Genomic DNA, 25,209 nt, shown 5'->3' with positions numbered 1-25,209 from the left:
GTGTTCCGGACCTCGGGTCCGTATCCGGCCGAGCCTCGTCGGGGACGGGGCCGGGCTGACATCAGAGCTGAGGCGTCAGCGTCCGGGTGTACTGCACGTCGCCGTTCGCGTCGATCAGCTCGACGGTGAACTCCTCGCCCTGCGGGGCGATCTGGACCCGGCCGAAGAACTGGCCGGTGCCGTCCCGCGGTGATCCCATCGCGGGGCCGGCCTTCTGGAAGTCCACGCGGGGCCCGAAGGTCTGATCCATCTCGTTGGGTCCGAAGGAGCCGGCGTTGATGGGGCCGGCCACGAACTCCCAGAAGGGATCGAAATCCGTGAACGCGGCCCGCTCCGGCGAATAGTGGTGGGCCGCGCAGTAGTGGACGTCGCCGGTGAGGAACACGACGTTCCGGGTCTTCTGGTGCTTGATCCCGGAGAGCAGGCGGGCCAGCTCGAGCTCGCGCCCCAGCGGCGCGCCGCTGTCGGCGTTGGAGATCGACTCCTGCGCATCCCCATCGGGGACCACGATGCCCAGCGGGAGGTCGGCGAGGATCACCTTCCACGTCGCCTTCGAGGTCTTCAGCCCGCGCAGCAGCCACTGCAGCTGCTCCTCGCCGAGGATCGCGGTGGCCTGCTGCTCCATGCCGTCGGTGTTCTCGCCCTTGTGCGTGCGCATGTCGAGGACGAACACGTCCAGGTCCGGGCCGCGCTCGATCCGGCGGTAGATGCGCTCGGGCTCGAAGCCGGATCCCTGGGACATGGCGCGCTCATCGGCGATCGGCTGGTACTCCTGCCAGGCGCGGCGGCCCCGGGCGGCCAGGGTGTCCACGTCGCGGACCGTGTACTGCTCGTCCGTGAGCACCTCGCCGGACCACCAGTTGTTGGTGGTCTCGTGGTCGTCCCAGGTGGCGATGACGGGGACCTCGGCGTACATCGCGCGGATGTTGTCGTCCAGGAGGTTGTAGCGGTGGCGGCCGCGGAACTCCTGCAGGGTCTCGGCCACCTTGGTCACCTCGTCGGTCACGACGTTGCGCCACACGGCGCCGTCGGGCTCCTCGAGGGTCTCGGCGATCGGGCCGTCGGCGTAGATGGTGTCGCCGGCATGGAGGAAGAAGTCCGGGGCGAGGGCGCGCATCGTCTCATAGCCGAACATGCCGCCCACGTCGGGGTTGATGCCGTATCCCTGCCCGGCGGTGTCCGCGGTCCAGACGAAGCTCTGCGCTCCGTCGGACCGCTTGCCCGGGGCCGTGCTGAAGCGCCCGGTGCCGACTTCGCTGCGCCCGCCGTGCTCGTCCTCGAAGAACAGCTCGGTCTCGAAGGCCGTGCCGGCGGGGAGGCCGTTCGCGCTGATCCGGGCGGTGAAGTCGGTCTCCGCGGTGGCCCAGGGTCCGCGCAGGGTGATCGGCCGCCCGTTGTGACCGCGGCCCTTCCCGCGCCCACGGCCGGTGCCGGTGAGGCGCTCGCCGTCGGCGTCGAGGGCGTGCAGGACGGCGTGGAGCCGCCCCTCTCCCGAGGCGCGGGACCAGAGCACCGCGGAGCGTGAGGTGACGTCCCCGGTCTGGAGACCGGACGGGAGCGTCAGCCGCGACGGCGTCGGGCTCGCGGGGCGGGGCAGGGCGGCGGAGGCGGCCCCGGCGACCGGCAGGGAAGTGGTCAGGGCCGTGGCGGCAGCGCCCATGAGGAGGGCCCGGCGGTTCGGTGACGAGGAGCGTTCCATCCGGTCAGTGAACTCCGCCCGGATGACGCCCTGGTGACGAGGGGATGACGGGGCAGGGACCTCTTACCGCAGCCCCGCGATCGCGCGCTCCAGCGGGATGCGGCCGTCCTGCCAGGGCAGCAGGATCCAGGCTGCGACGTAGGCCCCGACTCCCAGCACGGGGAGCAGGAACGACGCCAGGACCAGGACGCGCACCAGCCACACGTTGATCCCGAACTGCTGGGCGAGGCCGCCGCCGATGCCGGCTGCGACTCGTCGCGGCCCCCGTCGGAAGCCGATGCCGCGGATGCTGTCGAAGAATGTGCTCATGCCCTCCACGGTACGCAGGGCCGTCGGCCGCCGCAGTGGTGATAGCCCTCGGATGCGGGGGAGGGAAACCGGAAGGCTCGCCCCGCGCTCACGCCCCGAGCCGCACGTCTGCTCCGGCGACCTCGGAGACCGGGGCGAAGAAGTTGATCAGGGTGCCGTCGGGGTCCCTCGCCAGCAGGGACCGGTTGCCCCAGGGCATGGTCGTCGGCTCGTTGACGAAGACGTCGACGACTCCCTGCAGTCTCCGGTAGGTCGCGTCGACGTCGTCGACGAGGAAGTCCAACGCGATGCTGCGGTTGGCACGGGCCGCGGCGGCACCGTCGCCGAGCAGGGGCACCGTGGAGGTGCTGGCGATCGCCAGGGTGCCCGACGGGGTGCGCAGCTCGGCGAACAGCGGGTGGGGCCGCGCGGCGTCGATCCCGGTGGCTCCCTCGTAGAACGCGACGAGCGCGTCCACGTCGTCGGTGAAGATGCGGGTCGCGGCAAGCTGCATGGTCGTCTCCTCGGGTGGTGCGGCCGGCGGCTCCGGCACGGAGCGACCGTAAGGGAGATACCGGGCGATACCTGCCCGGTATCGGAGGATGATGGGGTCATGACGGACCCGACGGCGCGAGCGCTGCAGCTGCTGGAGGCGCTGCAGTCCGTGCCCGTGTGCACGGTCTCCGAGCTGGTCGAGCGCCTGGGCGTCGATGAGCGGACGGTGCGCCGCGACGTCGCCCGCCTGGTCGACCTCGGGCTGCCCGTCGAATCGTTGCGAGGCCGCTACGGCGGATACCGCCTCGCGCCGGGCCGACGGGTGCTGCCGCTGATGTTCAGCAGCGAGGAAGCGGTCGCCGTCCTCGTCGGGCTCGCCGGAGCGCAGGCGGCCTCCGACGATCCGGATCTGACCGCGCAGACCGCGCTGTCCAAGATCCGCCGGGCCCTGCCGGCGCAGGACGCGCACCGGGTCGACGACGTCCTCGGGACTATCTCGCGTCGCGACGAGCAGCCGAGCCACGTCCCCGACCCCGCCGTGATGCTGACCCTGGCCGAGGCCGTGACCCACCGGCGCCCCCTCGAGGTGCGGTACCGGAACCGCACGGGGGAGCCGTCGCGGCGCACCGTCCATCCCTCCGGCGTGGTCGCGCACGCACGCCGGTGGTACCTGCTGGCGCTCGACCCGGACGCGCAGCAGGAGAAGACGTTCCGGCTCGATCGGATCCGCACCGCGCGCACGCTTCCCGGCACCTTCGCGCCCTCGCCCCCAGCCGACCCCGCCGCCGGCGACCGGGCCGACCCCACGGATCGTCTCATCGAGCACTTCGTCGCGGCGGACTACCGCTGGCAGGTCGTGCTGCGGCTGCGGGCGACCGAGGACCACCTGCGCGCCCATCTTCCATCCACCGTGGCCCGGCTGGAACGGCTGGACCCCCCTGCCGACCTCGAGGGCGAGGGCGAGGCCGACGTCGACGGCGAGGGCGGCCTGCCCTGGTACCGGGCCGAGATCCACGCCGAGCACCTCGACTGGATCCCCGCGCTGCTCGCGGTGCTGGACTGCACGGTGAGGATCGACCACCCGGGGGAGCTCCGGGACCTCGTCACGGCGACCGCGAGCAGGATGCTGCGCGCGGCGGCGGATCCCGGCGCCTGACCCGACCGGACCGGCCGCGCCCGGAAGGGCGCCCGGTCCAGGAGCGGCCCGGCCCCGGATCCACCCGAACAGACAATTCCACTCGGGCAGAAGACCTCACCTGAGCAGACAACGATTTGATCAAGTGTCCGGAGACCACGAGGAATGGCCGCGGCGACCCTATAGTCTCAGCGCTATGACGCAGACCACACCGGGATCCGAGGGTCCCCCTGCCGGCGCTCCAGCGGAGAAGCGTCCGCTCGTCGAACTGACGAATGTCAACAAGCACTTCGGGTCGTTCCAGGCCCTCACCGACATCGACCTGACCATCCCGGAGGGTCAGGTCGCGATCGTGATCGGACCGTCGGGCTCGGGCAAGTCCACCCTGTGCCGCACCATCAACCGGCTGGAGACGATCGACGACGGCGGCACCATCCGCATCGACGGCACGGCGCTGCCCGAGGAGGGCAAGGCCCTCGCTCAGCTGCGCGCCGACGTGGGCATGGTGTTCCAGTCCTTCAACCTGTTCGCCCACAAGTCGATCCTGGAGAACGTCACCGTGGGGCCGATCAAGGTCAAGGGCCTGAAGAAGGCCCAGGCCACCCAGGAGGCCATGGCGCTGCTGGAGCGCGTCGGCGTCGCCCAGCAGGCCAAGAAGATGCCCGCCGAGCTCTCCGGCGGTCAGCAGCAGCGCGTCGCCATCGCTCGCGCCCTGGCGATGAAGCCCAAGGTCATGCTGTTCGATGAGCCGACCTCGGCGCTGGATCCGGAGATGGTCCAGGAGGTCCTGGACGTCATGGTCCAGCTGGCCAAGGAGGGCATGACCATGGTCGTCGTCACCCACGAGATGGGGTTCGCCCGCCAGGCCGGTGACCGCGTCGTCTTCATGGATGAGGGGCGCGTCCTGGAGGACACCGACCCCGAATCCTTCTTCACGGATCCGCAGCACGAACGCGCCAAGAACTTCCTCGGGAAGATCCTGGCGCACTGACCGCAGCACACCTCACCACCCACCCCTCACCACTGGAGGAACGATGCGCAAGAAGCTTCTCTCCGCGGCGGCGCTGGCCGCCTCGACCGTTCTCGTCATGACCGCCTGCTCCCCGTCCCAATCCGGCGGCGGCGACGGCGCCGACGGCGGTGGTGGCGGTGGCGAAGGCGGCGGCGACACCGTCCGCATCGGCATCAAGTACGACCAGCCCGGCCTGGGCTTCCGCGAGGGCGACAGCGACCCGGTCGGTTTCGACGTCGAGGTGGCCAAGTACGTCGCCGGCGAGCTCGGGTATGCCGAGGACGACATCGAATGGGTCCAGACCCCGTCGGCGAACCGCGAGAACGCCCTGGAGGGCGGCGAGGTCGACATGATCCTCGCGAGCTACTCCATCACTCCCGAGCGGGACGAGCGGGTGGACTTCGCCGGTCCCTACTTCGTGGCCGGCCAGGACCTGCTGGTCCGCGCGGGCGAGTCGGACATCACCGGCCCCGAGACCCTGGACGGCAAGAACCTCTGCTCGGTCACGGGGTCCACCTCCGCCCAGGCGATCAAGGACGACTACTCCGAGGGCGTGGAGCTCGTGGAGCAGGGCGGCTATGCCGAGTGCGTGACCTACCTCGAGTCCGGTCAGGTCGACGCCGTGACCACCGATGACATCATCCTGGCCGGTCTGGCCGCGACCCCGGAGAACGCCGGGAAGTTCGAGGTCGTCGGCAACGCGTTCACGGTCGAGCGCTACGGAGTCGGTATCCCCACCGGCTCGGACCAGTGCGAGGCGATCAACGAGGCGATCACGAAGATGAAGGACGAGGGAGCCTGGCAGGAGGCCCTGGACACGGCCACGGAGGGCACCGGCTACACCCCCGATGAGGAGCTGAACACCGGTCCGGAGTCCGAGCTCGAATCCTGCGACGACTGAGCCGGACCGGACGACCGAGCCGGACCGGACGACCGAGCCGGACCGGGCGACCGAGCCGGACCCCATGAGGAGGCGGGCCGAGCGCAGGCCCGGCCCGCCGCCCTCGTCCTCCGTCGGCGATCGGCCGGTGCATTCCACCCGGCCGACGGCCACCGAGACAGGAAGCGCATGAACGGATTCATAGAACTCTTCGCCGAATACGACGTGCTCGGCGCCTTCTGGATGAACATCAAGCTGATGCTGCTGGCCGCCGTCGGCTCGTTCATCCTGGGCACGATCCTGGCCCTGTTCCGGATCTCCCCGGTGGCCTCGTTCCGCACCATCGGCACCGCATACATCAACATCGTCCGCAATACGCCGCTGACGATCATCATGGTGCTCGGCGTCCTCGCCGTCTGGGGGCAGCTGAAGGTCGAGTTCTTCTCGGACTTCGACCTGAACTTCTTCACCTACGCCGTGATCGCGCTGTCGCTCTACCACGCCTCGTTCGTCTGCGAGGCGATCCGCTCCGGCGTCAACACGGTGCCGCTGGGGCAGGTCGAGGCCGCACGCGCCATCGGGCTGACCTTCCTCCCGGCTGCCCGGATCGTGGTGCTGCCCCAGGCGCTGCGCGGAGCGGTCACGCCGCTGGGCAACACGCTGATCGCCCTGACCAAGAACACCACGGTCGCCGCCGCGGCCTCCGTGGCGGAGGCATCCGGCCTGATGAGCACCATGATCGAGTTCAATCCGAACCTGATGATCTACATCTTCCTCACGATCGCGATCGGCTTCTGCATCCTGGTGATCCCGATGGGCATCGTGACGACCTGGCTCTCCGACAAGCTGGCGGTGGCACGATGAGCGCCGCGCCCGGCATCCTGTTCGACGCGCCCGGCCCGCGGGCCAAGCGCACCGTCCTGGTCGCGAATCTGATCGCCCTGGCGGGCGTCCTCGTGGTCGCGGCGCTGGTGCTGCTGCAGCTGGACCGACAAGGCCAGCTGGCTCCGAACCAGTGGGCGAACGCGCTGAACGGCAACGCCTGGGCCAACTACTACCTGCCCGGCCTGCAGTTCACCCTGCAGTCCTCGGGGATCGCCGTCGTGACGGCGATGGTCTTCGGTCTGGTCTTCGGCTTCCTCCGCCTGGCCCCGTTCGCCATCATCCGCGGAGCCTCCGGCGTCGTCGTGGAGTTCTTCCGCGCCGTTCCGGTGCTGGTGATGATGTTCTTCCTGTACTTCTTCATCTCCCGCCGGATCGCCCCCACGGGTCTGATCGCCTCGGAGGACTCCGCCTACTTTGCGGTCATCGTGGGACTGACGGTCTACAACGGCGCCGTGATCGCTGAGCTCATCCGGGCGGGCGTGAAGTCCCTGCCCAAGGGGCAGCGCGAGGCCGCGGCCGCCGTCGGCATGACGCGCAACCAGTCCCTGCGGGTCGTCGAGGTGCCGCAGGCCCTCACGGCGATGCTGCCGTCGCTGCTGAGCCAGTTCGTGGTGATCCTGAAGGACTCGGCCCTGGGGTTCCTGATCGGCTTCTACGAGCTGCTGCAGTATTCCCGGCAGCTCGGCTCCGGGTACTCGAACATCCTCCAGACCCTCGTGGTCGCGGCGGTGATCTTCATCGTCATCAACTACATCCTGACCTGGCTGGCCACGAAGCTCGCCGGCACCCTGTCCTCCCGGACCGGCGGCGCCACCGCCCCGGTCACCTCCACCACCATGGTCTCCACCATGGGCCAGGACGTGAAGTAGCCGAGCCGCCCGCGCCGGCTGCGGGGCTTCCCCTGACGCCCTGACGCCCTGATGCCTGCGCCGGCGCCGGCGCCACCCGCAGGACGAATGTCCTGCTGAGGTGAGTACAGCCGACTCTGCCGGTCGACTGTCCGGCTCCGTAGCGTCGATCACGCCATCGGGGACCGATGGCTCCCTCGACGCCAGGAGCGCGCCATGCACAGCACCTCGACCACCCCCGACACCGCATCGATCGGACACCGGGTGCGGCCGGGCCCCGCCGTCGCCGCGCTCGGGGCGGCCGTCGCCGTCGGCCTGCTGGTCCGGGGCGCGGCCACGGCGCTGGGCGGGCTCCCCCTCGAGGTGCCCGGCGCCGGGCAGAGCGTCGGACCGGGCTCCGTCACGGCAGCCGCCCTGCTGGGCGGCGCGGCAGCGTGGCTGCTGCTGGCACTGCTGGGCCGACGACCCGGTGGACGGGCGCGATGGACCCGGCTCGGCATCCTCGTTCTCGTCCTGTCCCTGATCGGGCCGGTCGTCTCCGGTGCCGCCGGAGGCGTTCTGCTGGTTCTCGAGGGGATGCACCTGCTGGTCGGGACGGTGCTGATCCTCGGGCTCCGCCGAAGTGCCGTGCCGCGGTCCGCGGCCGGGCGTACCGTGACCGCGGAGGCATCATGAGCACCGTCGTCCATCCCGCGCCGCCGGCACCGAACCACTGCGACGAGCACGTCCTGCCGCTGATCGCCCGTCGCCCCGTACCCTGGTACGCCCTGGCATGGTCGCCCCTCCTGCTGCTCGCCCCGATCGTCGGCACGATCCAGGACGGGCATCCCGGGCAGCTGCTGGCCCTGCTGCTCCTCGCCGCCGCGCACCTCGCGACGACTCTGGCGCGAGATCGGCTCGGTCCTGGCCGGCGCACGGAGGTGCTGGTCGCCGCCTCCACCGTGATGGTGGCCGGATATCAGGTCCTCTGGAGCGAGCACCAGGTCTTCCTCTACCCGCTGCTGGCCCTCGGGATGGCCGTCGGGATCCGGCGCCGGACGGCGATGGGATTCGTCGGCGGCCTCGCCGTCAGCGGTGCCGTCGCCGCAGGATTCACCACCGGCTCTCTCGCCGACGCCCTGGTCTTCGCCGTCGTGACGTACATGGCGGGCATCAGCGCCCACCTGATCGATGTCCTCGCCGAGACCGCAGCGGCCCTCCGTGCGACGCAGGGACGTCTCGCCCGCACCGCCGTCGTCGAGGAGCGCGAACGCTTCTCCCGCGACCTCCACGACCTGCTCGGACACACGCTGTCCCTGATCGTCGTGAAAGCCGAGGCGGTGCGACGCTTCGTCCCCGTCGACCCGGCCGCGGCCGGCGAGCACGCCCAGGGCATCGAGGAGATCGGCCGCACCGCCCTGGGCGAGGTGCGCCAGGCAGTCGCCGGCTACCGGGAGGTCACCCTGGAGGATGAGCTGGAGGCCGCCGACGCCGCCCTGACCGACGCCGGGGTGCAGGTCGAGGTGACCGCGGACGCCCCCGCGCTGCCGCCGGCCGTGGATCGACTGTTCGCCTGGGTGGTGCGAGAGGGGACGACCAACATCCTGCGCCACGCCCGCGCCCGGACCGTCACGATCCTCGTGGAGTCCGACGGGGGCGAGGCCACGGTGGAGATCACCGACGACGGCAGCGCGCGCGGACGCGCCGATCCAGGACGACAGCAGGAGAGGGGACCGACGCGGCCCGGCTCCGGACTGTCCGGTCTGCGCGAGCGCGCCGAACTGCTGGACGGCGTGCTCGCCGCCGACCACACCGAGGGCGGATTCCGGCTCGGCGTGAGCGTGCCGACGGGGGAGGGGACGACCCCATGAATGCCGTGACCGCGCCGCCCCGGACCATGGTGGTGGTCGCCGAGGACCAGACGATGATGCGCTCGGCCCTGACCGGCCTGCTCGGGCTCGAAGCCGATCTTCTCGTGGTCGGGGACGTGGAGCGCGGCGACCAGGTGGTCGAGGCCGTGACCGTGCATCGCCCGGACGTGCTGGTCCTGGACATCGAGCTGCCGGGACGCAGCGGGCTGGACGTGATCGACGAGGTGCTGAGGGCCAGTCCCGGCACAGCGGTCATCATCGTGACCACCTTCGGCCGCGCCGGCTACCTGCGACGCGCCATGGACGCCGGGGCCCGCGGCTTCCTGGTCAAGGACGACCCGGTGGAGGATCTGGCGGGGGCGATCCGGACGGTGGCCGCCGGGAGCACCGTCGTCGACCCCGTGCTGGCGGCCCAGGCGCTGCGCGCCGGGCCGAGCCCGCTGACCGTGCGCGAGCGTGAGGTCCTGGTCGCCTCCGACGGCGGGGCGCCCATCGCCGAGATGGCCGACGCCCTGCACCTCTCGTCGAGCACGGTGCGCAACTACCTCTCCAGCGCCATCGGGAAGACCGCAGCGCGCAACCGTGCGGAGGCCCTGCGGGCGGCGCGGGAGGAAGGATGGCTGTAGGAGTTTGCGCTCCATGCACCGGTGTGGAAGGTTGACGCGGAGAGGACCGGCACCGGGATGATCCCGTCGCCCGCCGGTCCGTGGCGAGGAGGTCGATATGCTGAAATGGCTCTTTCGAGCACGACGCGCCCAGGGGGACGTGCGGGCCGCGCAGCGAGGTCCGGAGGCCGTGGGCAAGCGCGTCGGCCGACGGACGGCGCACCGACTGCTCAGCCGCCTGCTGCGCTAGATGCACTCGGTCGGAAGGTCGGTGACGGCGAGAGCGGGCGAACCGCATGGCGACGATCATGAAATGTCCGTTCGGTCCCGTGGGCCGATCGGCGAATCGTGAAGTTGGACTCTGCTCCTTAGCCGGTCACAGGAACCCATCTAGACTTTCTCAGCGATGGTCGCCGATTCTGAGATGTCCCCCCGCACCCCGATCGACTCACCGCTGGAACGCCACCTGACCCGGGCCCGCAGCGTGACGTGGATCGGGCGGCTGACCTCACCCTGGACGCTCGCGATCTCCCTGCTCGCGGTGATCCTCCTCGCCGGAGGACCCCTGCAGCAGCTGGACCTGTTCCTGGCCAAGATGTGGCTCTACCGCATCAACCCCGACCTGATCTGGTTCGCGCAGAACGTCCTGGACCGCATCGCCAGCAACGCGGTCTGTCTGCCCGCCCTGGCCGTCGTCGCGATCGTGCTGGCCCGGCGCCGACGCTCCTGGCGCCCGATCGTGTTCACGCTGCTGACCGAGGCGGCCTTCCTCATCGGTGTCGGCGGGATGAAGGTGTTCCTGGCGCGGGGGGTCACCTACGATCGCGATCCCCGGTTCTTCCAGGCCGGTTTCTTCGAGAAGGGGTCCGAGGGGATCAGCTTCCCCTCCGGCCACGCCGCGGAGGCCGTGCTCATCTACGGCGCGGTCGTGTACCTGATCGCCCGCTACAGCAGTGCTTCCCCGAGACTGGTGCGTCTGCTGTGCTGGGGCGTCGGAGCGATCACGGTCAATTCCGTGGTGGTCTCGTTCATGCTCGGCTGGCACTGGGCCAGCGACCTCGTCGGCGGAGTGCTCGCCGGCGGCCTGTTCCTGCGCCTGCTGATCGACGGGGACGAGCGCTCCCGAGCGAGACGGGACGACGGGGACGGCGCTCCCGGGCGCGCGGCCCCTCGGAATCGGGCGTCGTCGGTGATCGAGGTCCATCCTCACCGGCACCTCCACTGAGCCGCCACGATCTCGCCGATCAGCTCATCGCCGTGCTGCTCCCGGTGACCTGCAGGCCGAACTCGGTGAAGAAGCCGATCGCGGCGTCGAGATCCTCGAGGACGAGTCCGAGGTGATCCACGCGCAGAGTGCTCATGCCCGGCACAGCAGACCTCCTGCCGTCGGACCTCCGGGCCGCCCGCCCCTCAGTCCTCCCGATCCTCCTCGCGCAGGCGCGGCTCGACGCGATGCGCCGGGCGGACGCCGCGCTTGTCGGCGTAGAACGTGCGGATGCGGTCCATGTCCGCCGCGACGTCACCAGTGAGGTCGAAGGTCGGGCCGAGCCCGGCGGTCCGCGTCGGCCCGTCGACGTAGCCGAGCGTCACGGGCATCCCGGCCTGGCGAGCGATCCGGTAGAACCCCGACTTCCAATGCGTGTTCCCGCTGCGGGTGCCGTCGGGCGTGACGACCAGGCCGAACTCCTCGCCGGCATGGACCCGCTGGACGACCTCGGCGACGATGCGGCTGGGGTCGGAACGGTCCACGGGGATCCCGCCGAGGGCTCGCATGATCGGCCCGCGCCAGCCGACGAACAGGCTGTGCTTCCCCAGCCAGTGGATTTTGATCCGCAGCCGCCAGGCCAGCGCGAGCATGAGCACGAAGTCCCAGTTGGAGGTGTGCGGGGCACCGACCAGCACGGTGGAGCGCTGCGGTCGGCGCTCACCGGTCAGCCGCCATCGGCTGAGGGTCCAGAACGCACGGGAGAGGAGGAGTCGCAGCACACGCTCACTGTAGGGCAGAGCGCCGCCCGCTCAGTTCTCGCCCTCGCCCAGCGGCCAGGCGTTGGGCTCGCAGCCGTCCAGGCCCATCGACTGCTGGAGCATCACCGGGGCCGGCTCGCCCTCGCCGCCGCAGGGGACGTGGTCGTGGCCCAGGAAGTGCCCCACCTCGTGATTGACCATGTAGGCGCGGTACGCCGGGAGATCGTCATAGGTGGGCGTCATCAGCTGCCAGCGATCCGAGTTCAGCACCACGTCCGCACCGACCCGACAGTTCCACAGACCGCCCGTCTCCGCCGGCAGGCAGAGCTCGTCGGCGGTCGGCGGGGAGGCCAGGGAGATCGTGAAGTCCGCGTCCTCGCCGGAGGCGACCTGCTCGAAGGCGACATCCTCGCGCGCGGTCCAGCCGCGGTCGTCGGCCAGGATCTCCTCGATCTGGCCGGCCACCTCCTCGGCGTCCAGGTCGATGCCGTCCTCGACGCGGACGGCGTAGGTGTGCACGGTCGCCGCCTCCGGCGCGGAGTCGCCGGCGGGCTCGGCCGCGGTCCAGGTGCCGTCGCCGACGTCGCCGGAGCGCTGGATCTCCTCGTCCGACGGGTCCGCCGCACCCTCGGCCGCCGCGCGATCGGCCGCCGGAGTCTCGGCCTCCGGCGTCGACGATGCGGGGTCCTCGGCCGATTCCGCACCGTCGGCATCGGAGGCGCTGCCGTCGGATGAGCCGCCCGCGTCCGACGGATCGGGGGCGTCCGGCTCCTCGGCCGTCCCCGTGAGCGAGGAGGCCGCACCGGAGGACGGATCGCCCTGTCCGGCGACAGCCCGCACGATCGCGGTCACGGCGACCACGAGGACGATCAGCACCACCACGACCAGCACCGACCGCAGCAGTCGACCCCGGCGCGTGAGCTCGAGATGGGGGCGGTCATCCGATGGGAGGGGCACGCCCTCACGGTAAGCGATGTCCCTCCCCGAGTCCGGACGACGCGCCTGTCACGGGGAGGTCCGCGCCCGCCCGGGCCGACCCCGGGGGTACCCGCACCGTCGGATTCCGGCTAGGGTGCCCGGCACGAGCGTGACCGCGATCACTGTGATGGGGGCGGCGTCACGCCGGACCCTGCGACCCACGAAGACGTGCGGAGGACCTGATGAACCCGGAACCGATACAGCTGTCCGCCGCGAGCCTCACCACGGTCGGCGTGATCGTGGTGATCGCCCTGGTGGCGGTGGCGATGGCCCTGAGGTTCCGGACCGAGGTCCTGCGGGCGCGCCCCGGCACGGAGAGCATGAACGAGGTCGCGGGGGCGGTCCAGGAAGGCGCCGCCGCCTACCTGCGACGGCAGCTGCGCACCCTGGGCGTCTTCGCGGTGATCGCCTTCGTGCTGCTGCTCCTGCTGCCGGCGCACGGCGCCACCGGCGCGGAGGGCATGCTGCTGCGCGGCGCCCGATCGGTGGCGTTCCTGGCGGGTGCGGCGTTCTCCGGCCTGATCGGCTACCTGGGCATGTGGCTCGCGGTGCGGGCGAACGTCCGGGTCGCCGCGGCCGCTCGGGAGACCGGACGCGACACGGCGATGCTGATCGCCGTGCGCACCGGCGCCTGCGTCGGGATGGCGACCATCGGCTTCGGCCTGCTCGGGGCCGGCGCCGTGGTGCTCCTGTTCCGCAGCGACGCCCCGCTCGTCCTGGAGGGCTTCGGGTTCGGAGCGGCCATGGTCGCGATGTTCATGCGCGTCGGCGGAGGCATCTTCACCAAGGCCGCCGACGTCGGCGCCGACCTGGTGGGCAAGGTCGAGCAGAACATTCCCGAGGACGACCCGCGCAACGCCGCCACCATCGCCGACAACGTCGGGGACAACGTGGGCGACTGCGCCGGGATGGCCGCGGACCTGTTCGAGTCCTACGCCGTGACCCTGGTCGCGGCGCTGATCCTGGGCCGTGCCGCCTTCGGCGAGGCCGGGATGGTCTTCCCGCTGCTGGTCCCCGCGATCGGCGTGATCACGGCCCTCATCGGGATCTACCTGACCACGCCGCGCGCCGGTGAGAGCGCGCTGCGCACCATCCGACGCTCGTTCGTGCTCTCGGCGATCATCTCGGCGGTGCTGTGCACGGTGGCGGCGTTCGTCTACCTCCCGGGCAGCTTCGCCGAGCTCGGCGTCTCCGACGTCACGGCCACGGTCGACGATCCGCGGATCCTCGCGGCGGGCTCCGTGGCGATCGGCATCGCCCTCGGCGTGCTGATCCTGTTCCTGACCGGCTACTACACCAGCACCGAGGACCGTCCGGTGCGCCAGGTGGCCGGGACCTCCCGCACCGGGGCGGCGACCGTGGTGCTCTCCGGGTTCTCGCTGGGCCTGGAATCCGCGGTGTTCACCGCCCTGGTGATCGCGGCCGCGGTCTTCGGCGCGTTCCTGCTGGGCGGTGCCGGCATCGCCGGACTGTTCGCGATCGCCCTGGCCGGCTGCGGGCTGCTGACCACCGTCGGCGTGATCGTCGCGATGGACACCTTCGGCCCGGTGACCGACAACGCCCAGGGCATCGCCGAGATGTCCGGGGACGTCGACGGCGAGGGCGCGCAGGTGCTCACCGAGCTCGACGCGGTCGGCAACACCACCAAGGCCATCACCAAGGGGATCGCGATCGCCACCGCCGTGCTCGCGGCCACCGCGCTGTTCGGCTCGTACACCGACGCCATCCATGGCGTGCTCGGCGATCGCTACCAGGACTTCCTGGACCAGTCCGTCGTCTTCGCCCCGCAGACCCTGGTGGGCGTGATCATCGGCGCCTCGGTCGTGTTCCTGTTCTCCGGTCTCGCGATCAGCGCCGTCGGCCGAGCGGCCGGTGCCGTGGTCCTCGAGGTGCGCCGACAGTTCCGGGAGATCACCGGGATCATGGACGGCAGCGCGAAGCCGGAGTACGGCCGGGTGGTCGACATCGTCACCCGCGACTCGCTGCGGGAGCTGGCCACCCCCGGCCTGCTCGCGGTCGCCGCCCCGATCGCCGTGGGCTTCGGCCTCGGGGCCCCCTCCCTGGCCGGCTACCTCGCCGGCGCCATCGCCGCCGGCGTGCTGATGGCGATCCTGCTCGCCAACTCCGGAGGTGCCTGGGACAACGCCAAGAAGATCGTCGAGGACGGCCACCACGGAGGCAAGGGCTCCGCCGCCCATGAGGCGACGATCATCGGCGACACCGTCGGCGACCCGTTCAAGGACACTGCTGGTCCGTCGATCAACCCGCTGATCAAGGTGATGAACCTGGTGGCCGTGCTGATCGCCCCGGCCGTGGTGGGGATGTCCGCGCTCAGCGGGGACGCGAATCCCCTGCGGTACGTGATCGCCGCGGTGGCCGTCGCCGCGATCGCGGTGGCGGTGACGATCTCCATCCGCCGCGGCGTCGTGCTGGACGCCCCGATCGAGGAGTTCGGGGATGTCGAGGAAGCTGAGGAGGCCGATCTGGCTGCCCGGAACGGCCTCGAGTATTCGAAGGAGGACCCTGGTTCTCAGCAGCGTGGCGGGTTATGAGCATGGCTCGACCCCCTCTGCGTCGCCCACCCGAGACGTCCCGCCAATCGCCGCGCACCGGGAAAGCACCAGCTATGGCGTGAGATCACGGATCGATTCGTGCGCCAGTGGGGCGGATGTCGTCGACGATGCGCACGCGCACAGGATCGAATCCGCCTTCGATGCGCATCGCGCCTTCCTCGTTTCGCGGCTCGCGGAGGAGCCACGAGATGGCACGCAGTGGGGCGTAGACGACTGCAATGACAGGGGAGACGACGGTGAGCAGCCCGATAGCTGCTGCTTCCGTCGCCGAGGTATCGGATCTCAGCGCGCAGAAGATTCCGCCGAGCACCCCGGAGACGATCATCCCACCCAGCGCCTGTGCCGCTGAGATCGCCTCGAGGTCGATCAGCAGGGCGAGGCTGAGCAGGCAGATGAACGATGCCTGCGGCGTCGCGTTGTACATGGTGGTGGAGAACACTGAGACCATGCTGATCACGGATGCGGCCAGCACGGCTGCAAGACAGGCGAGCGCCACGACGGACTCACTGAGCTGTGCGAACAGGGTGTCCGTGAACCAATCGGCAGGACCGTCAAGGTCCAGGGCTCGCAGAGCGTCTGCGATGACCGCGTCGCCAGTCCGTGAGGGAATGTCTCGAAGGTGGTGGCCGAGGACGGACGCGATTGCATAGATCGAGGCGATCATCGCGATTGCTCGTTGTCCGAAGCTGCGGCCCTGAAGGACATGGGCCGCGACGGCCGACGCGAGGGCGGACATGTGAACCTCCTGGGGATGGGAGCGCGTGCGTTGCCGGCCGAGACATGGCGGCCCGGCGGGTTAGGTTCGAGGGTGCACTGCGGTGCAGACATACGAGAGCTGGGCCGGCCAGAGAGGGATGGGGCGCCGGTCAGATCTCTGGTCGAGGCGCGACGACGTCCGAGATCGCTTGGCTGCGTTGGCCGAACTCCGGAGCAGCCTGAAACACGTTTCAGTCCAGCGTGGCGCTCCGCGTGATGCGTGGGAAGCTCGCGACCTGCGTCGATGCACTGGTCAGTCGAACCCCAGGTCACGTTTCGGTGACTGTGATTGACACAACACTGCAACACGGCGCACTGTTTCGACACATCGGCAGCGAGCCGAGGGCGACCAGCGCGGGAGGAGGCGAGGCGGCATGCCCAGCCCCACCGTTCGCGACGTCGCCGCCGCGGCGCAGGTGTCGATCTCCACCGTCTCGCGCGCCCTGTCCAAGCCGGACCTCGTCGCCGTCGACACCCGCGAGCACGTGCGCCGGGTCGCCCGCGAGCTCGGCTACCGCCCCGCCGCTGTCGACCCGGGCCCGACCGTGCGGCCCGGGGCCATCGGGCTGATCGTCCCCGATCTCGAGAACCCCTTCTTCGGGCTGATGGCGAAGGGCGTCCAGGCCCGGGCCCGCGCCGAAGGCCTCCTCGTCGTCGTCGCCGACGTCGAGGAGGACGCGATGATCGAGCGCACGATGCTCGAGACCGTGGCCGACGGCGTCGACGGGTTGATCCTGTGCTCACCCCGCGCCGGCGACGAGACGATCCGCGCCGTCGCCGCCCGGGTCCCCACCGTGCTGGCGAACCGCCAGGTCGACGATCTGCCGTCCGTGGTCTTCGACGAGGAGCACGGCATGGTCTCCGCGCTGCGTCACCTGGTCGCGCTCGGCCACCGCCGGATCGCCTACGCCGGCGGGCCGTCGGTGTCCTGGACCCATCGCCGCCGGGCCGACGCGGCGCACCGCTTCGGCGAGCAGACCGAGGACGTCGACCTGATCGACCTCGGATCCTTCCTGCCCTACCTCCGGGGCGGCCAGGGCGCCGCGGACCAGGCGATCGCCAGCGGCGTCACCGCCGTCGTCGCCTTCAACGATCTGCTGGCGCTGGGCATCATCGACCGGCTGATCCAGCGCGGCGTCCGGGTCCCGACGGACATGAGCATCGGCGGCATCGACAACGTCGCGGCCTCGACCTACGTCCGCCCCCACCTCACCACGGTCGACGCCTCGCGGGCGCGGATGGGCCGCACCGCGGTCGACCTGCTCGTCGGCGCCCTGGACTCCGACCGTGCCCCGCTCCCGCAGATCCTGCCCACGGAGCTCATCGTCCGCGACTCGACCGCCGTCGCCCCGTCGGCGCACGCCGCCCCGGTCCCGGCGGAGCACACCGCCACCACCGCGGTCGCCCCCACCCCACTCGCTCGCTGACCTCTCGGCGAGCATCGACCCCGACCTCCCGCGCACACCGCAGTGCCGGGACCCATCCAGGAGGAATCCGCCATGACCAGCATCTCCCGCCGGCCCATCACCCGTCGCGCAGCGACCACCGGCATCGTCGCCGCCGGCGTCGTCGGCCTCGCCGCCTGCACTGCACCCGGCGAGGGAGGGGACAGCTCCGAGCCGGCACCGGCCGAGGACGTCCCCGAGACCCCGTCCGAGGCGGTCACCCTGAACATCTTCGACGTCGCCGGCGGCCAGAAGGAGCTCGGCCCCATGATCGAGAAGTGGGCCGAGGACAACCCCGAGATCATCTCCTCGGTCGGCTTCGAATCCGGTGACGCGCCGTCCTTGGTCGGCCAGATCAAGCCGCAGGTCGACAGCGGCCGCCTCGAGGTCGACATGGTGCTGACCGGCAACGACGGCCTGTCGGCCGGGATCGGCTCGGACTTGTGGGTCCCGCTGATCGAGTCCTACGGCGATCGCCTGAGCAACCAGGACACCTACCTCGAGCCGGCCGCCGCCATGCAGGAGCTCGCCTCCGGCTACGGCGCCGTGGTCTCGTACTACCCCTCCGGCCCGCTGCTGCAGTACAACCCGGAGAAGGTCGAGGAGGTCCCGACCACCCCGGAGGATCTGCTGGCCTGGGCCGAGGCGCACCCCGGCAAGTTCGGCTACGCCCGCCCCGCCAACTCCGGGCCCGGGCGCACCTTCCTCATGGGCCTGCCGTACATCCTCGGCGACTCCGATCCCAAGGATCCCGAGAACGGGTGGGAGAAGACCTGGGAGTACCTCAAGAACATCGGCCAGTACATCGACAGCTACCCCAGCGGCACCGGCCAGGTCATCTCCAACATGGCCGACGGCACCTGGGACCTGATCCCCACCACCACCGGCTGGGACATCAACCCGCGTGCCACCGGGCAGCTGCCCGCGGAGTTCGAGGCCGCGCCCTTCGATGAGTTCACCTGGGTCACCGACGCCCACTACGCCGTGGTCCCCGCCGGACAGACCGCAGACAAGATCTCCGCGATCCTCAACCTCCTCAACGGCATGCTCGAGCCCGAGTACAACGCCATGGCCTACGACGAGGGCTACTTCTACCCCGGCCCGGCCGTCGAGGGCGCGACCCTCGACCTCGCGCCCGAGTCCAGCCAGAAGGTGGTCGAGGAGTTCGGCCGCGACTGGTACGACGAGCTGATCGAGTCCGCCCCGAAGGAGACGCCGCTGGAGCCGGACCTGATGGTCACCGCCTTCGACCTCTGGGACCGCCAGGTCGGCAGCGAGGGCTGAGAGCCCGGCGACCCGGCCGGCACAGGAGACAGGAAGGTATGAGATGACCACGACGTCCGGCGGGGAGTTCGACTCCCTGCGCATCGAGAACGTCGGCCGACGGTTCGGCGGCACCACGGCCCTGCAGGGGTTCGACCTGACCGTGCAGCGCGGGGAGTTCATCGCGCTGCTCGGCCCGTCGGGCTGCGGCAAATCGACCGCCCTGAACTGCCTGGCCGGGCTGCTGCCGCTGACCGACGGTCAGATCCGCGTGGGCGAGCAGCGGATCGACCTCCTCCCGCCGGAGAAGCGCGACTTCGGGATGGTGTTCCAGAGCTACGCCCTGTTCCCGCATCTGACGGTCGCGAAGAACGTGGCCTTCGGGCTGCAGATGCGGGGCGTCGGCCGATCGGAGACCACCCGACGCGTCACCGAGGCGCTGCGCCTGGTGCGGCTCGAGGACCAGGCCACCAAGCTGCCCGGTCAGCTCTCGGGCGGGCAGCAGCAGCGGGTCGCGATCGCTCGCGCGATCGTCATCGAGCCCCGCGTGGTGCTGATGGACGAGCCGCTGTCGAACCTCGATGCGAAGCTGCGGCTGGAGATGCGCACCGAGATCCGGCGTCTGCATCAGACCCTGGGGCTGACCACCATCTACGTCACCCACGACCAGGAGGAGGCGCTGTCGCTCGCCGACCGCCTGGTGGTGCTCCGGCTGGGGCAGGTCCAGCAGATCGGGACGCCGCAGGAGCTGCACGACGGGCCGGCCAACTGGCACGTCGCCGACTTCATGGGCTACCGCAACCTCATCGACGCCACGGTCTCCGCCGAGCGCGCCGCAGCGGACGGGGAGGGGCGCGTGCGGGTCGCGGCCGAGGACATGGAGCTGCTGGGCACCGCCGTGAACACGGTGGCGGCCGGTGACGAGGTGCGGGTCGCCGTGCGGCCCACCGACCTCCTCGTCCAGCGGAGCGACCACGCGGGCCCGACGGCGGCCAACACCATCCAGGCCGAGGTCGAGGTCGTCGAGTACCAGGGCCGGGAGTACGCCGTCGAGGTCCGCACGCCGGGCGGCCGGGCCCTGCACGTGCGGTCCGAGCACGCCCCCGAGGTGGGGTCGACGGTGCTGCTGACGGTGGAGCCGTCGCGGGCGCTGGTCTACCAGCGCGATCTCGACGCGGTCGCCCCGGCGGAGCACGCCGACGCGGTGGCGTCATGACCGCTCAGGCGACGCGGGGCAGGCCCTCGCGGGGCAGTGCGAGCCTGCGCCATCGGCTGGCGGACCGCGGGATCGATGCGCAGCTGCTGATGATGGTCCCGGCGATCGTGTTCATCCTCGCGCTGTTCGTCTACCCCTTCGCCTACGGCTTCGGGCTCACGCTGCAGCCCACCGAGGAGACGGTCGAGCGCTGGGGCGGCGGAATCTTCGCCAACTACCTGCGGTTCTTCGGGGACGCTTTCACGTTCGAGTCCGTCTGGCTGACCGCACGCCTGGCGATCCCGGCGGCGCTGCTGAACGTGCTCGTCTCGATCCCGCTGGCGATCAAGCTCCAGCACCGGTTCCGCGGCAAGCGTCTGCTCTCGACGCTGCTGGTGCTGCCGATCACCCTGGGCACCGTGCTGACCGCCCAGGGTCTGCTGATCTTCGCCGGCCGCCAGGGCTGGCTGAACCAGGCCCTGATCAATCTCGGGATCCTGGACACACCGCTGGAGCTGGTGCACAACTACATCGGCGTGCTGCTGTCGTTGATCATCTCCGGGTTCCCCTTCGCGTTCCTGCTGATCTCGTCCTATCTCTCCGGGATCGACCCCTCGCTGGACCGGGCCGCCCGCTCGCTCGGCGCCGGATGGGCCCAGCGGTTCACGAAGATCACCCTGCCGCTGCTGGCCCCGGGGCTGGCGACCACGTTCATCCTCACCTTCGTGCTCGCCTTCAGCGTGTTCCCGTCGGCCACGCTGGTCGGCGACCCCAGCGGGTCCACGCGCGTGCTCGCCGTGGTCGCCTACCGCTTCTTCGGGGAGCAGTTCGACTATCCGATGGCCTCGACCGTCGCGATCATGATGGGCCTGGCCGAGCTGATCGTCGTCGCGATCGTGCTGTTCGCACGCTCCTTCCTCTACAAGGGCTCGACAGGGGGCAAGGGCTGATGACCACCCAGGACACGAACCGTTCCACGCCGCAGGAGGTCCCGGTCGGCGCCGAGGACTCCGCGCTGCCGGTCCCGGAGCCGCCGAGCAGGCAGCGCGGCGACGACCGGATCCCGGGCGACAAGTCCCTGTCGGCCCAGCCCAGCACCTGGCTGGCCTGGGCGGGCATCGCCGCCTTCCTGGTGTTCCTGCTGGGGATCCTGATCAGCGTCGTGATCGATTCCTTCGGTCGCGCCTGGTACGACGACTGGCTGCCGACGGGGTTCACCCCCAGCTGGTACGGCCAGGCGTGGGCCCGCTTCGAGCTCACCCACGTCATCGCCGTCACCCTGGTGGTCGCCTTCTCCGTGGTGGTGCTGTCGGTGCTGATCGGCGTGCCCGCCTCCTATGTGCTCGCCCGGCACCAGTTCCCGTTCAAGAAGGCCGTCACCGCGCTGTTCCTGCTGCCGGTGATCATCCCGCCGATCACCTTCGGCATCCCGCTGGCCACCGTGATCTACAACGTCGGGCTGGGCCGGACCGTGCTGGCGGTGATCCTGGTGAACCTGGTGCCCTCGGTGCCGTTCGTGATCATCACGATGACGCCGTTCATCGAGCAGATCAATCCGGCGATCGAGAACGCCGCGCGGATGAGCGGTGCCCGGATGCGGCACGTGTTCCTGCGGATCCTCGGCCCGATGCTGGTGCCCGGCATCCTCGCCGCCGCGATCCTGGTGCTGGTGCGCACGGTGGGCATGTTCGAGCTGACCTATCTCGTCTCCGGGCCGGGGACCGAGACGCTGGTGGTGACGATCTTCCGCGCCATGACGTCGGCGGGAGGCTCCGAGCCGCGACCGCTGGTCTCGGCGATGGCCTTCGTGTACACGGCGATGATGCTGGTGACGCTGATCATCGCGCTGCGCTTCGTGAACCCGACTCAGCTGGTCGCGCGGGTCGGCGACACGGACGACTGAACGTCGCAGGACCCGGGGATGCCGTCGGTGGCGGCGCGGGGAGGAGGCATCGCATCCACCGGCGCCATACGAGCAAGCATCCCCTGTGCAGCGCCTGCTTGCTGGCGGGGCGCCGGTGGATGCGCCCGCTTCCGAGGGCGGGGCGCGGTGGATGCGCCTGCTTCTGAGGGCGGGGCGTGACCTCCTCGCCCCTTCACCCCCGCAGGTCCTCGCCCGCGCCGAGCAGGCGCCGCAGCGTGCTGCGGCCCAGAGCGCTCATGACCGGATTGGTCTGCTCGTAGTACCAGACCAGGCCGATGGCCTGCGCGAAGGCCCAGGCGGCTCCCCGCCGCCAGTCCAGCTCGGGCACGTCGAGACGGGAACGCAGAACGTCCCGGGAGTCGTCCTCCAGCAGGTGCCAGGCGGCCACGAGGTCCAGAGCAGGATCGGCGGGGCGGAAACCGCCCGTGTCCAGGACACCCACCAGGTGCTGGTCGTCGACCAGGAGGTTCCCGGGAATCAGGTCCGTGTGGCTCATGACGTCGGCGCTCTCGTGCGGCAGACCGCGCAGCCTCTTCCACAGGGTGCGCAGCTCCGGGACCGGCAGGAGACCCTCGCTGCGGTCCAGGCACTCGGCGATCCACGGATCGTGGTCGGGCAGGGAGCCCCCGCGGCCCTCGCCGGTGAAGGTGCGGCCCCGGGGGTCGACGGCCCGGAGGGCGCGGATCAGGTCGGCGAGGTCCGCGGCGAACGCGCCGGACCGGGCGACCGACGTGGGTGTGGCGATCTCCCCCTCGACCCAGGTCTGCACCGAGAAGGGGAGGGGATATGTGGCATCGCCCTCGCCGATCACGACGGGCCGCGGCGCGGGCACGGGGGAGCACCGTGCGAACTCCTCCATGGCGGCATGCTCCACCGTCAGGGACGCACGTTCCTGGCCCGCGTCCTCCCCGGTGAGCGGGAACCGGGCGAGCAGGTCGGGCCCCACCCGCAGCACATGACTGGTCGTGCCCGCGCCGACGAGCGGGACGATGCACGACGCCGCAGGCAGGCCGAGACGGGCCAGGGCACGGCCGATCAGCCGCTGTGCATCCTGCCTCGTGAGCTCGAGCTGTCCGAGGTGCATGGCCATCTCAGGACTCCACGGCCGGGTCATCGCAGCGCTCGGGGACGGTCTCCGGCTGGGACCTGCTGCGCAGCGGAGCGGTCCTGACCGCCGCGAGGACGTTCGGGAGGATCGCGAACCCGGCTCCGGTCAGACACAGCAGACCGCCGGCCGCGGCCAGCAATGGCGGGGTCTCCCCGAGCAGGAGCCACGCGAGCACGAGGGAGATCGCGGGGACCAGCAGCGAGGAGGAGGTCAGCACCCCGGCCGGGGTGCGCGTCAGCGCATAGCCCCACAGCAGGAAGGCGAGTGCCGTCGGGAACACGCCCGTGTAGACCACGGCCAGGAGGGAGGAGGCCGGGGCATCGGCCACCTCACCGGCCAGCCGGGGCGCGAAGGGTAGGCAGGCGAGGAAGCCGGCGCCGATGCCGATCACGGTCATCGAGGTCGAATCGATGTGGGCGAGCAACGGCTTCTGGGCGAGCACGCTGCCGGCGTAGAGCACCGCCGCCAGCAGACCGAGCACGAGCCCGGCCGCGGCGACGTGACCGGTGGAGGTCGCCGCGGTGATCAGTGCGATGCCTCCGAAGGCGACCAGCACCCCGGAGATCAGACGGACGGAGAGCCCTTCGCCGAGCAGCAGCCCGGAGGCGACCGCCACGATCAGCGGGGCGACGTTGACCAGCATCGCGGCCGTCGCGGCATCGAGGAACAGCTCGCTCGCGTTCAGCACCAGCGTGTACGCGGCGAACCACACCGCACCCCAGCCGATCACGGCCGCGCGCAACCGCCCGGTCCGCGGGAAGCGGACGCGGCCCGCCGCCACCAGAGGGACCAGCACGATCGCTGCCGATCCCACCCGCAGCAGCGACATCGCCCCGGGGGAGAGGTCCGCCCCGGCGGCGCGGATCACGACGAACGAGGACGCCCACATGACCATGACCGCGAGCGCGGCGAGCCAGGGGAGCACGGGATGGGAGGAACGGGTGGGTGCCGCAGTCATCGCCCCATCGTGGACCACCGATGCGGACGCTCCAAGGCGATTTCGCGCGGCCACCGCCCGGGGTCAGCCCTCGTGGCGGAAACCGACCTTGATCGCGACCTGCCAATGAGCGACCGCGCCGTCCTCGAGACGGCCGCGGATCGACTGCACCTCGAACCAGTCGAGGTTCCGCAGGCTCTTCGACGCCTCGGCGACGGCATTCGCGACCGCCGCATCGCTGCTCTCCGGCGAGGTGCCGACGATCTCGGTGATGTTGTAGACGTGCCCTGCCATGGTGTCCTCCTGGTGTTCGGTCGCGGGACCGGACCCCGCGGGATCGGTGGCGTCACGCTGCGCTGTGGCCGACGCGGGGGCCAGGGCCGACGCCCGAGCTCAGCCCCTCCGCGTCGCGCGGACCGTCGCTGGGGTGCGGCGGCGGCGATGGATGCTGCGGTGAGTGGTGCCGCATCAGAACTGTGGACCATATGGACCGACGAAACCGTCGTGGTGGTCCGTCGGCCCATAACGTCCCGTGTCGCGCTCTGTTCAGCGGCGCTTTCCGCGCCAGGACGAGGGCTCCGGGCACCTCGTCGTCCGGTCGCAGGAGAACCTCGGAGTCGATCGTGAATCCGGCCTCCCGCAGCAGGCCCGTCATCGTGCCGACCTCGAACCGCGCAGCGGGGTGATCCCGTCGGGCGATGGCGATCATCGTCGGGGAGAGGTCGATCCCGAACGCGTCCACCCCGATCTCCCCGGGCCGGTGGCGTCGGCATCTGGCGGGAAAGCCTCGTCGGACGCGCCCAGCAGCGGCCGCAGCACCTCGGCGATCCGGTCGGCGTGCGCAGCCGCTGCGTGGTCCATGCCCTCGATCCGCCGGACCTGCGCCGAGGGCAGGCGGGATCTGAGCCGGTCGGCGTGGTCGGGCGGGACGAGCTCATCGGCGGTGCCGTGCAGCAGCAGGACGTCGTCAGATGCGGGGGCATCGACGACATCCGGTGGCAGGCCGAATCCGGCGACGGGCCAATCCGGATCGTGCTCGTCCCAGCAGGGCGCGGCGATCGTGACGACGCCGCGCACCGCCTCGGGCCAGGCGGGACCACCCGATGCGAGCACCCTCAGCGCCACGGATCCGCCGAGGGAGTGGCCGACGACGACCGGTCCCTCCTGTCCGGCGATCTCCGCCCGGACGGCCTCCTCCCACGCCTCCGGATCGGGATCATCCGGCGTCGGGAGAGCAGGTGCCGAGATCGGCACATCGGGCAGCTCGGCCCGAAGCCGTGCCAGCAGCGGGCCGCTGCCCTCGGTCGCTGACTGTGGGCCCGCCGAGTGCAGGAACAGGATCGTGGTGCGTGTCATGGTGATGCGAGC

At 70.8% G+C, this 25,209-nt stretch carries 26 protein-coding genes; 16 read left to right on the top strand and 10 right to left on the bottom strand.

Going from position 1 to position 25,209, the window contains the following annotated elements:
* Window positions 1–61 precede the first annotated feature (61 nt).
* The 3 genes from JOF44_RS06795 to JOF44_RS06785 form a co-directional block, all read right to left on the bottom strand.
* Entirely contained in the window at window positions 62–1,699 is a 1,638-nt protein-coding gene (locus JOF44_RS06795; RefSeq protein WP_209888955.1) for an alkaline phosphatase D family protein, read from the bottom strand.
* Window positions 1,700–1,762: 63 nt separating this feature from the next.
* The gene (locus tag JOF44_RS06790) at window positions 1,763–2,008 is read right to left on the bottom strand and encodes a PspC domain-containing protein (RefSeq protein ID WP_209888953.1); all 246 of its coding nucleotides are present in this window, start codon (window positions 2,006–2,008) and stop codon (window positions 1,763–1,765) included.
* 88 nt (window positions 2,009–2,096) lie between these two features.
* Window positions 2,097–2,501: a VOC family protein gene (locus JOF44_RS06785; protein ID WP_209888950.1), complete on the bottom strand. Its 405-nt coding sequence runs from the start codon at window positions 2,499–2,501 to the stop codon at window positions 2,097–2,099.
* A gap of 99 nt (window positions 2,502–2,600) precedes the next feature.
* On the opposite strand from JOF44_RS06785, the gene JOF44_RS06780 reads away from it, so the two are divergent.
* The 10 genes from JOF44_RS06780 (at window position 2,601) to JOF44_RS06740 (ending at window position 10,922) form a co-directional block, all read left to right on the top strand.
* On the top strand, window positions 2,601–3,638 hold the full coding sequence (locus tag JOF44_RS06780; protein WP_209888947.1) for a helix-turn-helix transcriptional regulator: 1,038 nt from the start codon (window positions 2,601–2,603) through the stop codon (window positions 3,636–3,638).
* 175 nt (window positions 3,639–3,813) lie between these two features.
* Window positions 3,814–4,608 carry an amino acid ABC transporter ATP-binding protein gene (locus JOF44_RS06775; RefSeq protein WP_209888944.1) on the top strand — a complete coding sequence of 265 codons (795 nt, stop codon included), beginning with the start codon at window positions 3,814–3,816 and terminating at the stop codon, window positions 4,606–4,608.
* Window positions 4,609–4,651: 43 nt separating this feature from the next.
* A complete protein-coding gene (locus JOF44_RS06770; RefSeq protein WP_209888941.1) occupies window positions 4,652–5,530 on the top strand; it encodes a glutamate ABC transporter substrate-binding protein in 879 nt (292 codons plus the stop codon).
* A 168-nt stretch (window positions 5,531–5,698) separates the two neighbouring features.
* Window positions 5,699–6,373 carry an amino acid ABC transporter permease gene (locus JOF44_RS06765; RefSeq protein ID WP_209888938.1) on the top strand — a complete coding sequence of 225 codons (675 nt, stop codon included), beginning with the start codon at window positions 5,699–5,701 and terminating at the stop codon, window positions 6,371–6,373.
* The gene (locus tag JOF44_RS06760) at window positions 6,370–7,263 is read left to right on the top strand and encodes an amino acid ABC transporter permease (protein ID WP_209888935.1); all 894 of its coding nucleotides are present in this window, start codon (window positions 6,370–6,372) and stop codon (window positions 7,261–7,263) included. The genes JOF44_RS06765 and JOF44_RS06760 overlap by 4 nt, the downstream gene beginning before the upstream one ends.
* Window positions 7,264–7,458: 195 nt before the next feature.
* The gene (locus tag JOF44_RS06755) at window positions 7,459–7,917 is read left to right on the top strand and encodes a DUF6069 family protein (protein ID WP_209888932.1); all 459 of its coding nucleotides are present in this window, start codon (window positions 7,459–7,461) and stop codon (window positions 7,915–7,917) included.
* Window positions 7,914–9,092 carry a sensor histidine kinase gene (locus JOF44_RS06750; protein ID WP_209888929.1) on the top strand — a complete coding sequence of 393 codons (1,179 nt, stop codon included), beginning with the start codon at window positions 7,914–7,916 and terminating at the stop codon, window positions 9,090–9,092. Before JOF44_RS06755 ends, JOF44_RS06750 begins: the two co-directional genes overlap by 4 nt.
* Window positions 9,089–9,718, top strand: a complete 630-nt coding sequence (locus tag JOF44_RS06745; RefSeq protein ID WP_245348881.1) for a response regulator transcription factor — start codon at window positions 9,089–9,091, stop codon at window positions 9,716–9,718. Before JOF44_RS06750 ends, JOF44_RS06745 begins: the two co-directional genes overlap by 4 nt.
* 97 nt (window positions 9,719–9,815) lie before the next feature.
* Window positions 9,816–9,947, top strand: a complete 132-nt coding sequence (locus JOF44_RS20950) for a hypothetical protein (RefSeq protein WP_281067083.1) — start codon at window positions 9,816–9,818, stop codon at window positions 9,945–9,947.
* A 156-nt stretch (window positions 9,948–10,103) separates the two neighbouring features.
* On the top strand, window positions 10,104–10,922 hold the full coding sequence (locus JOF44_RS06740) for a phosphatase PAP2 family protein (RefSeq protein ID WP_209888926.1): 819 nt from the start codon (window positions 10,104–10,106) through the stop codon (window positions 10,920–10,922).
* A 185-nt stretch (window positions 10,923–11,107) separates the two neighbouring features.
* Here JOF44_RS06740 and JOF44_RS06735 read toward each other — a convergent pair whose 3' ends face one another.
* Window positions 11,108–11,683: a 1-acyl-sn-glycerol-3-phosphate acyltransferase gene (locus tag JOF44_RS06735; RefSeq protein ID WP_209888924.1), complete on the bottom strand. Its 576-nt coding sequence runs from the start codon at window positions 11,681–11,683 to the stop codon at window positions 11,108–11,110.
* A gap of 30 nt (window positions 11,684–11,713) precedes the next feature.
* Window positions 11,714–12,619, bottom strand: a complete 906-nt coding sequence (locus JOF44_RS06730; RefSeq protein WP_209888921.1) for a DUF3152 domain-containing protein — start codon at window positions 12,617–12,619, stop codon at window positions 11,714–11,716.
* 203 nt (window positions 12,620–12,822) lie between these two features.
* Between JOF44_RS06730 and JOF44_RS06725 the strand changes: the two genes are divergently transcribed.
* Entirely contained in the window at window positions 12,823–15,192 is a 2,370-nt protein-coding gene (locus JOF44_RS06725; protein ID WP_245348880.1) for a sodium-translocating pyrophosphatase, read from the top strand.
* Window positions 15,193–15,277: 85 nt separating this feature from the next.
* Here JOF44_RS06725 and JOF44_RS06720 read toward each other — a convergent pair whose 3' ends face one another.
* Entirely contained in the window at window positions 15,278–15,949 is a 672-nt protein-coding gene (locus JOF44_RS06720; protein ID WP_209888919.1) for a hypothetical protein, read from the bottom strand.
* Between the two features lie 394 nt (window positions 15,950–16,343).
* Between JOF44_RS06720 and JOF44_RS06715 the strand changes: the two genes are divergently transcribed.
* The 5 genes from JOF44_RS06715 to JOF44_RS06695 all read left to right on the top strand — a co-directional run bounded on the left by JOF44_RS06715 (window position 16,344) and on the right by JOF44_RS06695 (window position 21,775).
* Complete coding sequence (locus JOF44_RS06715) at window positions 16,344–17,396, top strand: LacI family DNA-binding transcriptional regulator (RefSeq protein WP_209888917.1); 1,053 nt, start codon at window positions 16,344–16,346, stop codon at window positions 17,394–17,396.
* Window positions 17,397–17,468: 72 nt separating this feature from the next.
* Window positions 17,469–18,698 (top strand): extracellular solute-binding protein, encoded by a 1,230-nt coding sequence (locus tag JOF44_RS06710; protein ID WP_209888914.1) that lies wholly within the window; start codon window positions 17,469–17,471, stop codon window positions 18,696–18,698.
* A 43-nt stretch (window positions 18,699–18,741) separates the two neighbouring features.
* Complete coding sequence (locus JOF44_RS06705) at window positions 18,742–19,893, top strand: ABC transporter ATP-binding protein (RefSeq protein WP_209888911.1); 1,152 nt, start codon at window positions 18,742–18,744, stop codon at window positions 19,891–19,893.
* Complete coding sequence (locus JOF44_RS06700) at window positions 19,890–20,822, top strand: ABC transporter permease (RefSeq protein ID WP_209888908.1); 933 nt, start codon at window positions 19,890–19,892, stop codon at window positions 20,820–20,822. Before JOF44_RS06705 ends, JOF44_RS06700 begins: the two co-directional genes overlap by 4 nt.
* Window positions 20,822–21,775 carry an ABC transporter permease gene (locus tag JOF44_RS06695; RefSeq protein WP_209888906.1) on the top strand — a complete coding sequence of 318 codons (954 nt, stop codon included), beginning with the start codon at window positions 20,822–20,824 and terminating at the stop codon, window positions 21,773–21,775. The genes JOF44_RS06700 and JOF44_RS06695 overlap by 1 nt, the downstream gene beginning before the upstream one ends.
* Before the next feature lie 193 nt (window positions 21,776–21,968).
* Here the strand turns inward: JOF44_RS06695 and JOF44_RS06690 are convergent, their stop codons facing one another.
* From JOF44_RS06690 to JOF44_RS06675, 4 genes are all read right to left on the bottom strand, one after another.
* Complete coding sequence (locus JOF44_RS06690; protein WP_209888903.1) at window positions 21,969–22,886, bottom strand: phosphotransferase; 918 nt, start codon at window positions 22,884–22,886, stop codon at window positions 21,969–21,971.
* A gap of 1 nt (window position 22,887) precedes the next feature.
* On the bottom strand, window positions 22,888–23,862 hold the full coding sequence (locus JOF44_RS06685) for a DMT family transporter (RefSeq protein ID WP_209888900.1): 975 nt from the start codon (window positions 23,860–23,862) through the stop codon (window positions 22,888–22,890).
* Between the two features lie 63 nt (window positions 23,863–23,925).
* Window positions 23,926–24,135: a dodecin gene (locus tag JOF44_RS06680; RefSeq protein WP_209888897.1), complete on the bottom strand. Its 210-nt coding sequence runs from the start codon at window positions 24,133–24,135 to the stop codon at window positions 23,926–23,928.
* Window positions 24,136–24,546: 411 nt separating this feature from the next.
* Window positions 24,547–25,197 (bottom strand): alpha/beta fold hydrolase, encoded by a 651-nt coding sequence (locus JOF44_RS06675; RefSeq protein WP_209888894.1) that lies wholly within the window; start codon window positions 25,195–25,197, stop codon window positions 24,547–24,549.
* Between the last annotated feature and the right edge of the window lie 12 nt (window positions 25,198–25,209).

The organism is Brachybacterium fresconis (assembly GCF_017876515.1).
In the GTDB taxonomy this organism is placed as follows: Bacteria; Actinomycetota; Actinomycetes; order Actinomycetales; family Dermabacteraceae; genus Brachybacterium; species Brachybacterium fresconis.
The sequence above is the reverse complement of the archived record's forward strand: the minus strand, read 5'-3'. Positions and strand labels throughout refer to the sequence as shown.

What these genes read in the sequence shown, in the direction of transcription:
- JOF44_RS06790 (WP_209888953.1), bottom strand. Translation starts at nt 2,008, where the DNA reads ATGAGCACATTCTTCGACAGCATCCGCGGCATCGGCTTCCGACGGGGG.
- JOF44_RS06725 (WP_245348880.1), top strand. Translation starts at nt 12,823, where the DNA reads ATGAACCCGGAACCGATACAGCTGTCCGCCGCGAGCCTCACCACGGTC.
- JOF44_RS06765 (WP_209888938.1), top strand. Translation starts at nt 5,699, where the DNA reads ATGAACGGATTCATAGAACTCTTCGCCGAATACGACGTGCTCGGCGCC.
- JOF44_RS06685 (WP_209888900.1), bottom strand. Translation starts at nt 23,862, where the DNA reads ATGACTGCGGCACCCACCCGTTCCTCCCATCCCGTGCTCCCCTGGCTC.
- JOF44_RS06780 (WP_209888947.1), top strand. Translation starts at nt 2,601, where the DNA reads ATGACGGACCCGACGGCGCGAGCGCTGCAGCTGCTGGAGGCGCTGCAG.
- JOF44_RS06695 (WP_209888906.1), top strand. Translation starts at nt 20,822, where the DNA reads ATGACCACCCAGGACACGAACCGTTCCACGCCGCAGGAGGTCCCGGTC.
- JOF44_RS06700 (WP_209888908.1), top strand. Translation starts at nt 19,890, where the DNA reads ATGACCGCTCAGGCGACGCGGGGCAGGCCCTCGCGGGGCAGTGCGAGC.
- JOF44_RS06680 (WP_209888897.1), bottom strand. Translation starts at nt 24,135, where the DNA reads ATGGCAGGGCACGTCTACAACATCACCGAGATCGTCGGCACCTCGCCG.
- JOF44_RS06760 (WP_209888935.1), top strand. Translation starts at nt 6,370, where the DNA reads ATGAGCGCCGCGCCCGGCATCCTGTTCGACGCGCCCGGCCCGCGGGCC.
- JOF44_RS06795 (WP_209888955.1), bottom strand. Translation starts at nt 1,699, where the DNA reads ATGGAACGCTCCTCGTCACCGAACCGCCGGGCCCTCCTCATGGGCGCT.
- JOF44_RS06715 (WP_209888917.1), top strand. Translation starts at nt 16,344, where the DNA reads ATGCCCAGCCCCACCGTTCGCGACGTCGCCGCCGCGGCGCAGGTGTCG.
- JOF44_RS06785 (WP_209888950.1), bottom strand. Translation starts at nt 2,501, where the DNA reads ATGCAGCTTGCCGCGACCCGCATCTTCACCGACGACGTGGACGCGCTC.
- JOF44_RS06705 (WP_209888911.1), top strand. Translation starts at nt 18,742, where the DNA reads ATGACCACGACGTCCGGCGGGGAGTTCGACTCCCTGCGCATCGAGAAC.
- JOF44_RS06750 (WP_209888929.1), top strand. Translation starts at nt 7,914, where the DNA reads ATGAGCACCGTCGTCCATCCCGCGCCGCCGGCACCGAACCACTGCGAC.
- JOF44_RS20950 (WP_281067083.1), top strand. Translation starts at nt 9,816, where the DNA reads ATGCTGAAATGGCTCTTTCGAGCACGACGCGCCCAGGGGGACGTGCGG.
- JOF44_RS06755 (WP_209888932.1), top strand. Translation starts at nt 7,459, where the DNA reads ATGCACAGCACCTCGACCACCCCCGACACCGCATCGATCGGACACCGG.
- JOF44_RS06720 (WP_209888919.1), bottom strand. Translation starts at nt 15,949, where the DNA reads ATGTCCGCCCTCGCGTCGGCCGTCGCGGCCCATGTCCTTCAGGGCCGC.
- JOF44_RS06775 (WP_209888944.1), top strand. Translation starts at nt 3,814, where the DNA reads ATGACGCAGACCACACCGGGATCCGAGGGTCCCCCTGCCGGCGCTCCA.
- JOF44_RS06770 (WP_209888941.1), top strand. Translation starts at nt 4,652, where the DNA reads ATGCGCAAGAAGCTTCTCTCCGCGGCGGCGCTGGCCGCCTCGACCGTT.
- JOF44_RS06740 (WP_209888926.1), top strand. Translation starts at nt 10,104, where the DNA reads ATGGTCGCCGATTCTGAGATGTCCCCCCGCACCCCGATCGACTCACCG.
- JOF44_RS06745 (WP_245348881.1), top strand. Translation starts at nt 9,089, where the DNA reads ATGAATGCCGTGACCGCGCCGCCCCGGACCATGGTGGTGGTCGCCGAG.
- JOF44_RS06710 (WP_209888914.1), top strand. Translation starts at nt 17,469, where the DNA reads ATGACCAGCATCTCCCGCCGGCCCATCACCCGTCGCGCAGCGACCACC.
- JOF44_RS06675 (WP_209888894.1), bottom strand. Translation starts at nt 25,197, where the DNA reads ATGACACGCACCACGATCCTGTTCCTGCACTCGGCGGGCCCACAGTCA.
- JOF44_RS06690 (WP_209888903.1), bottom strand. Translation starts at nt 22,886, where the DNA reads ATGGCCATGCACCTCGGACAGCTCGAGCTCACGAGGCAGGATGCACAG.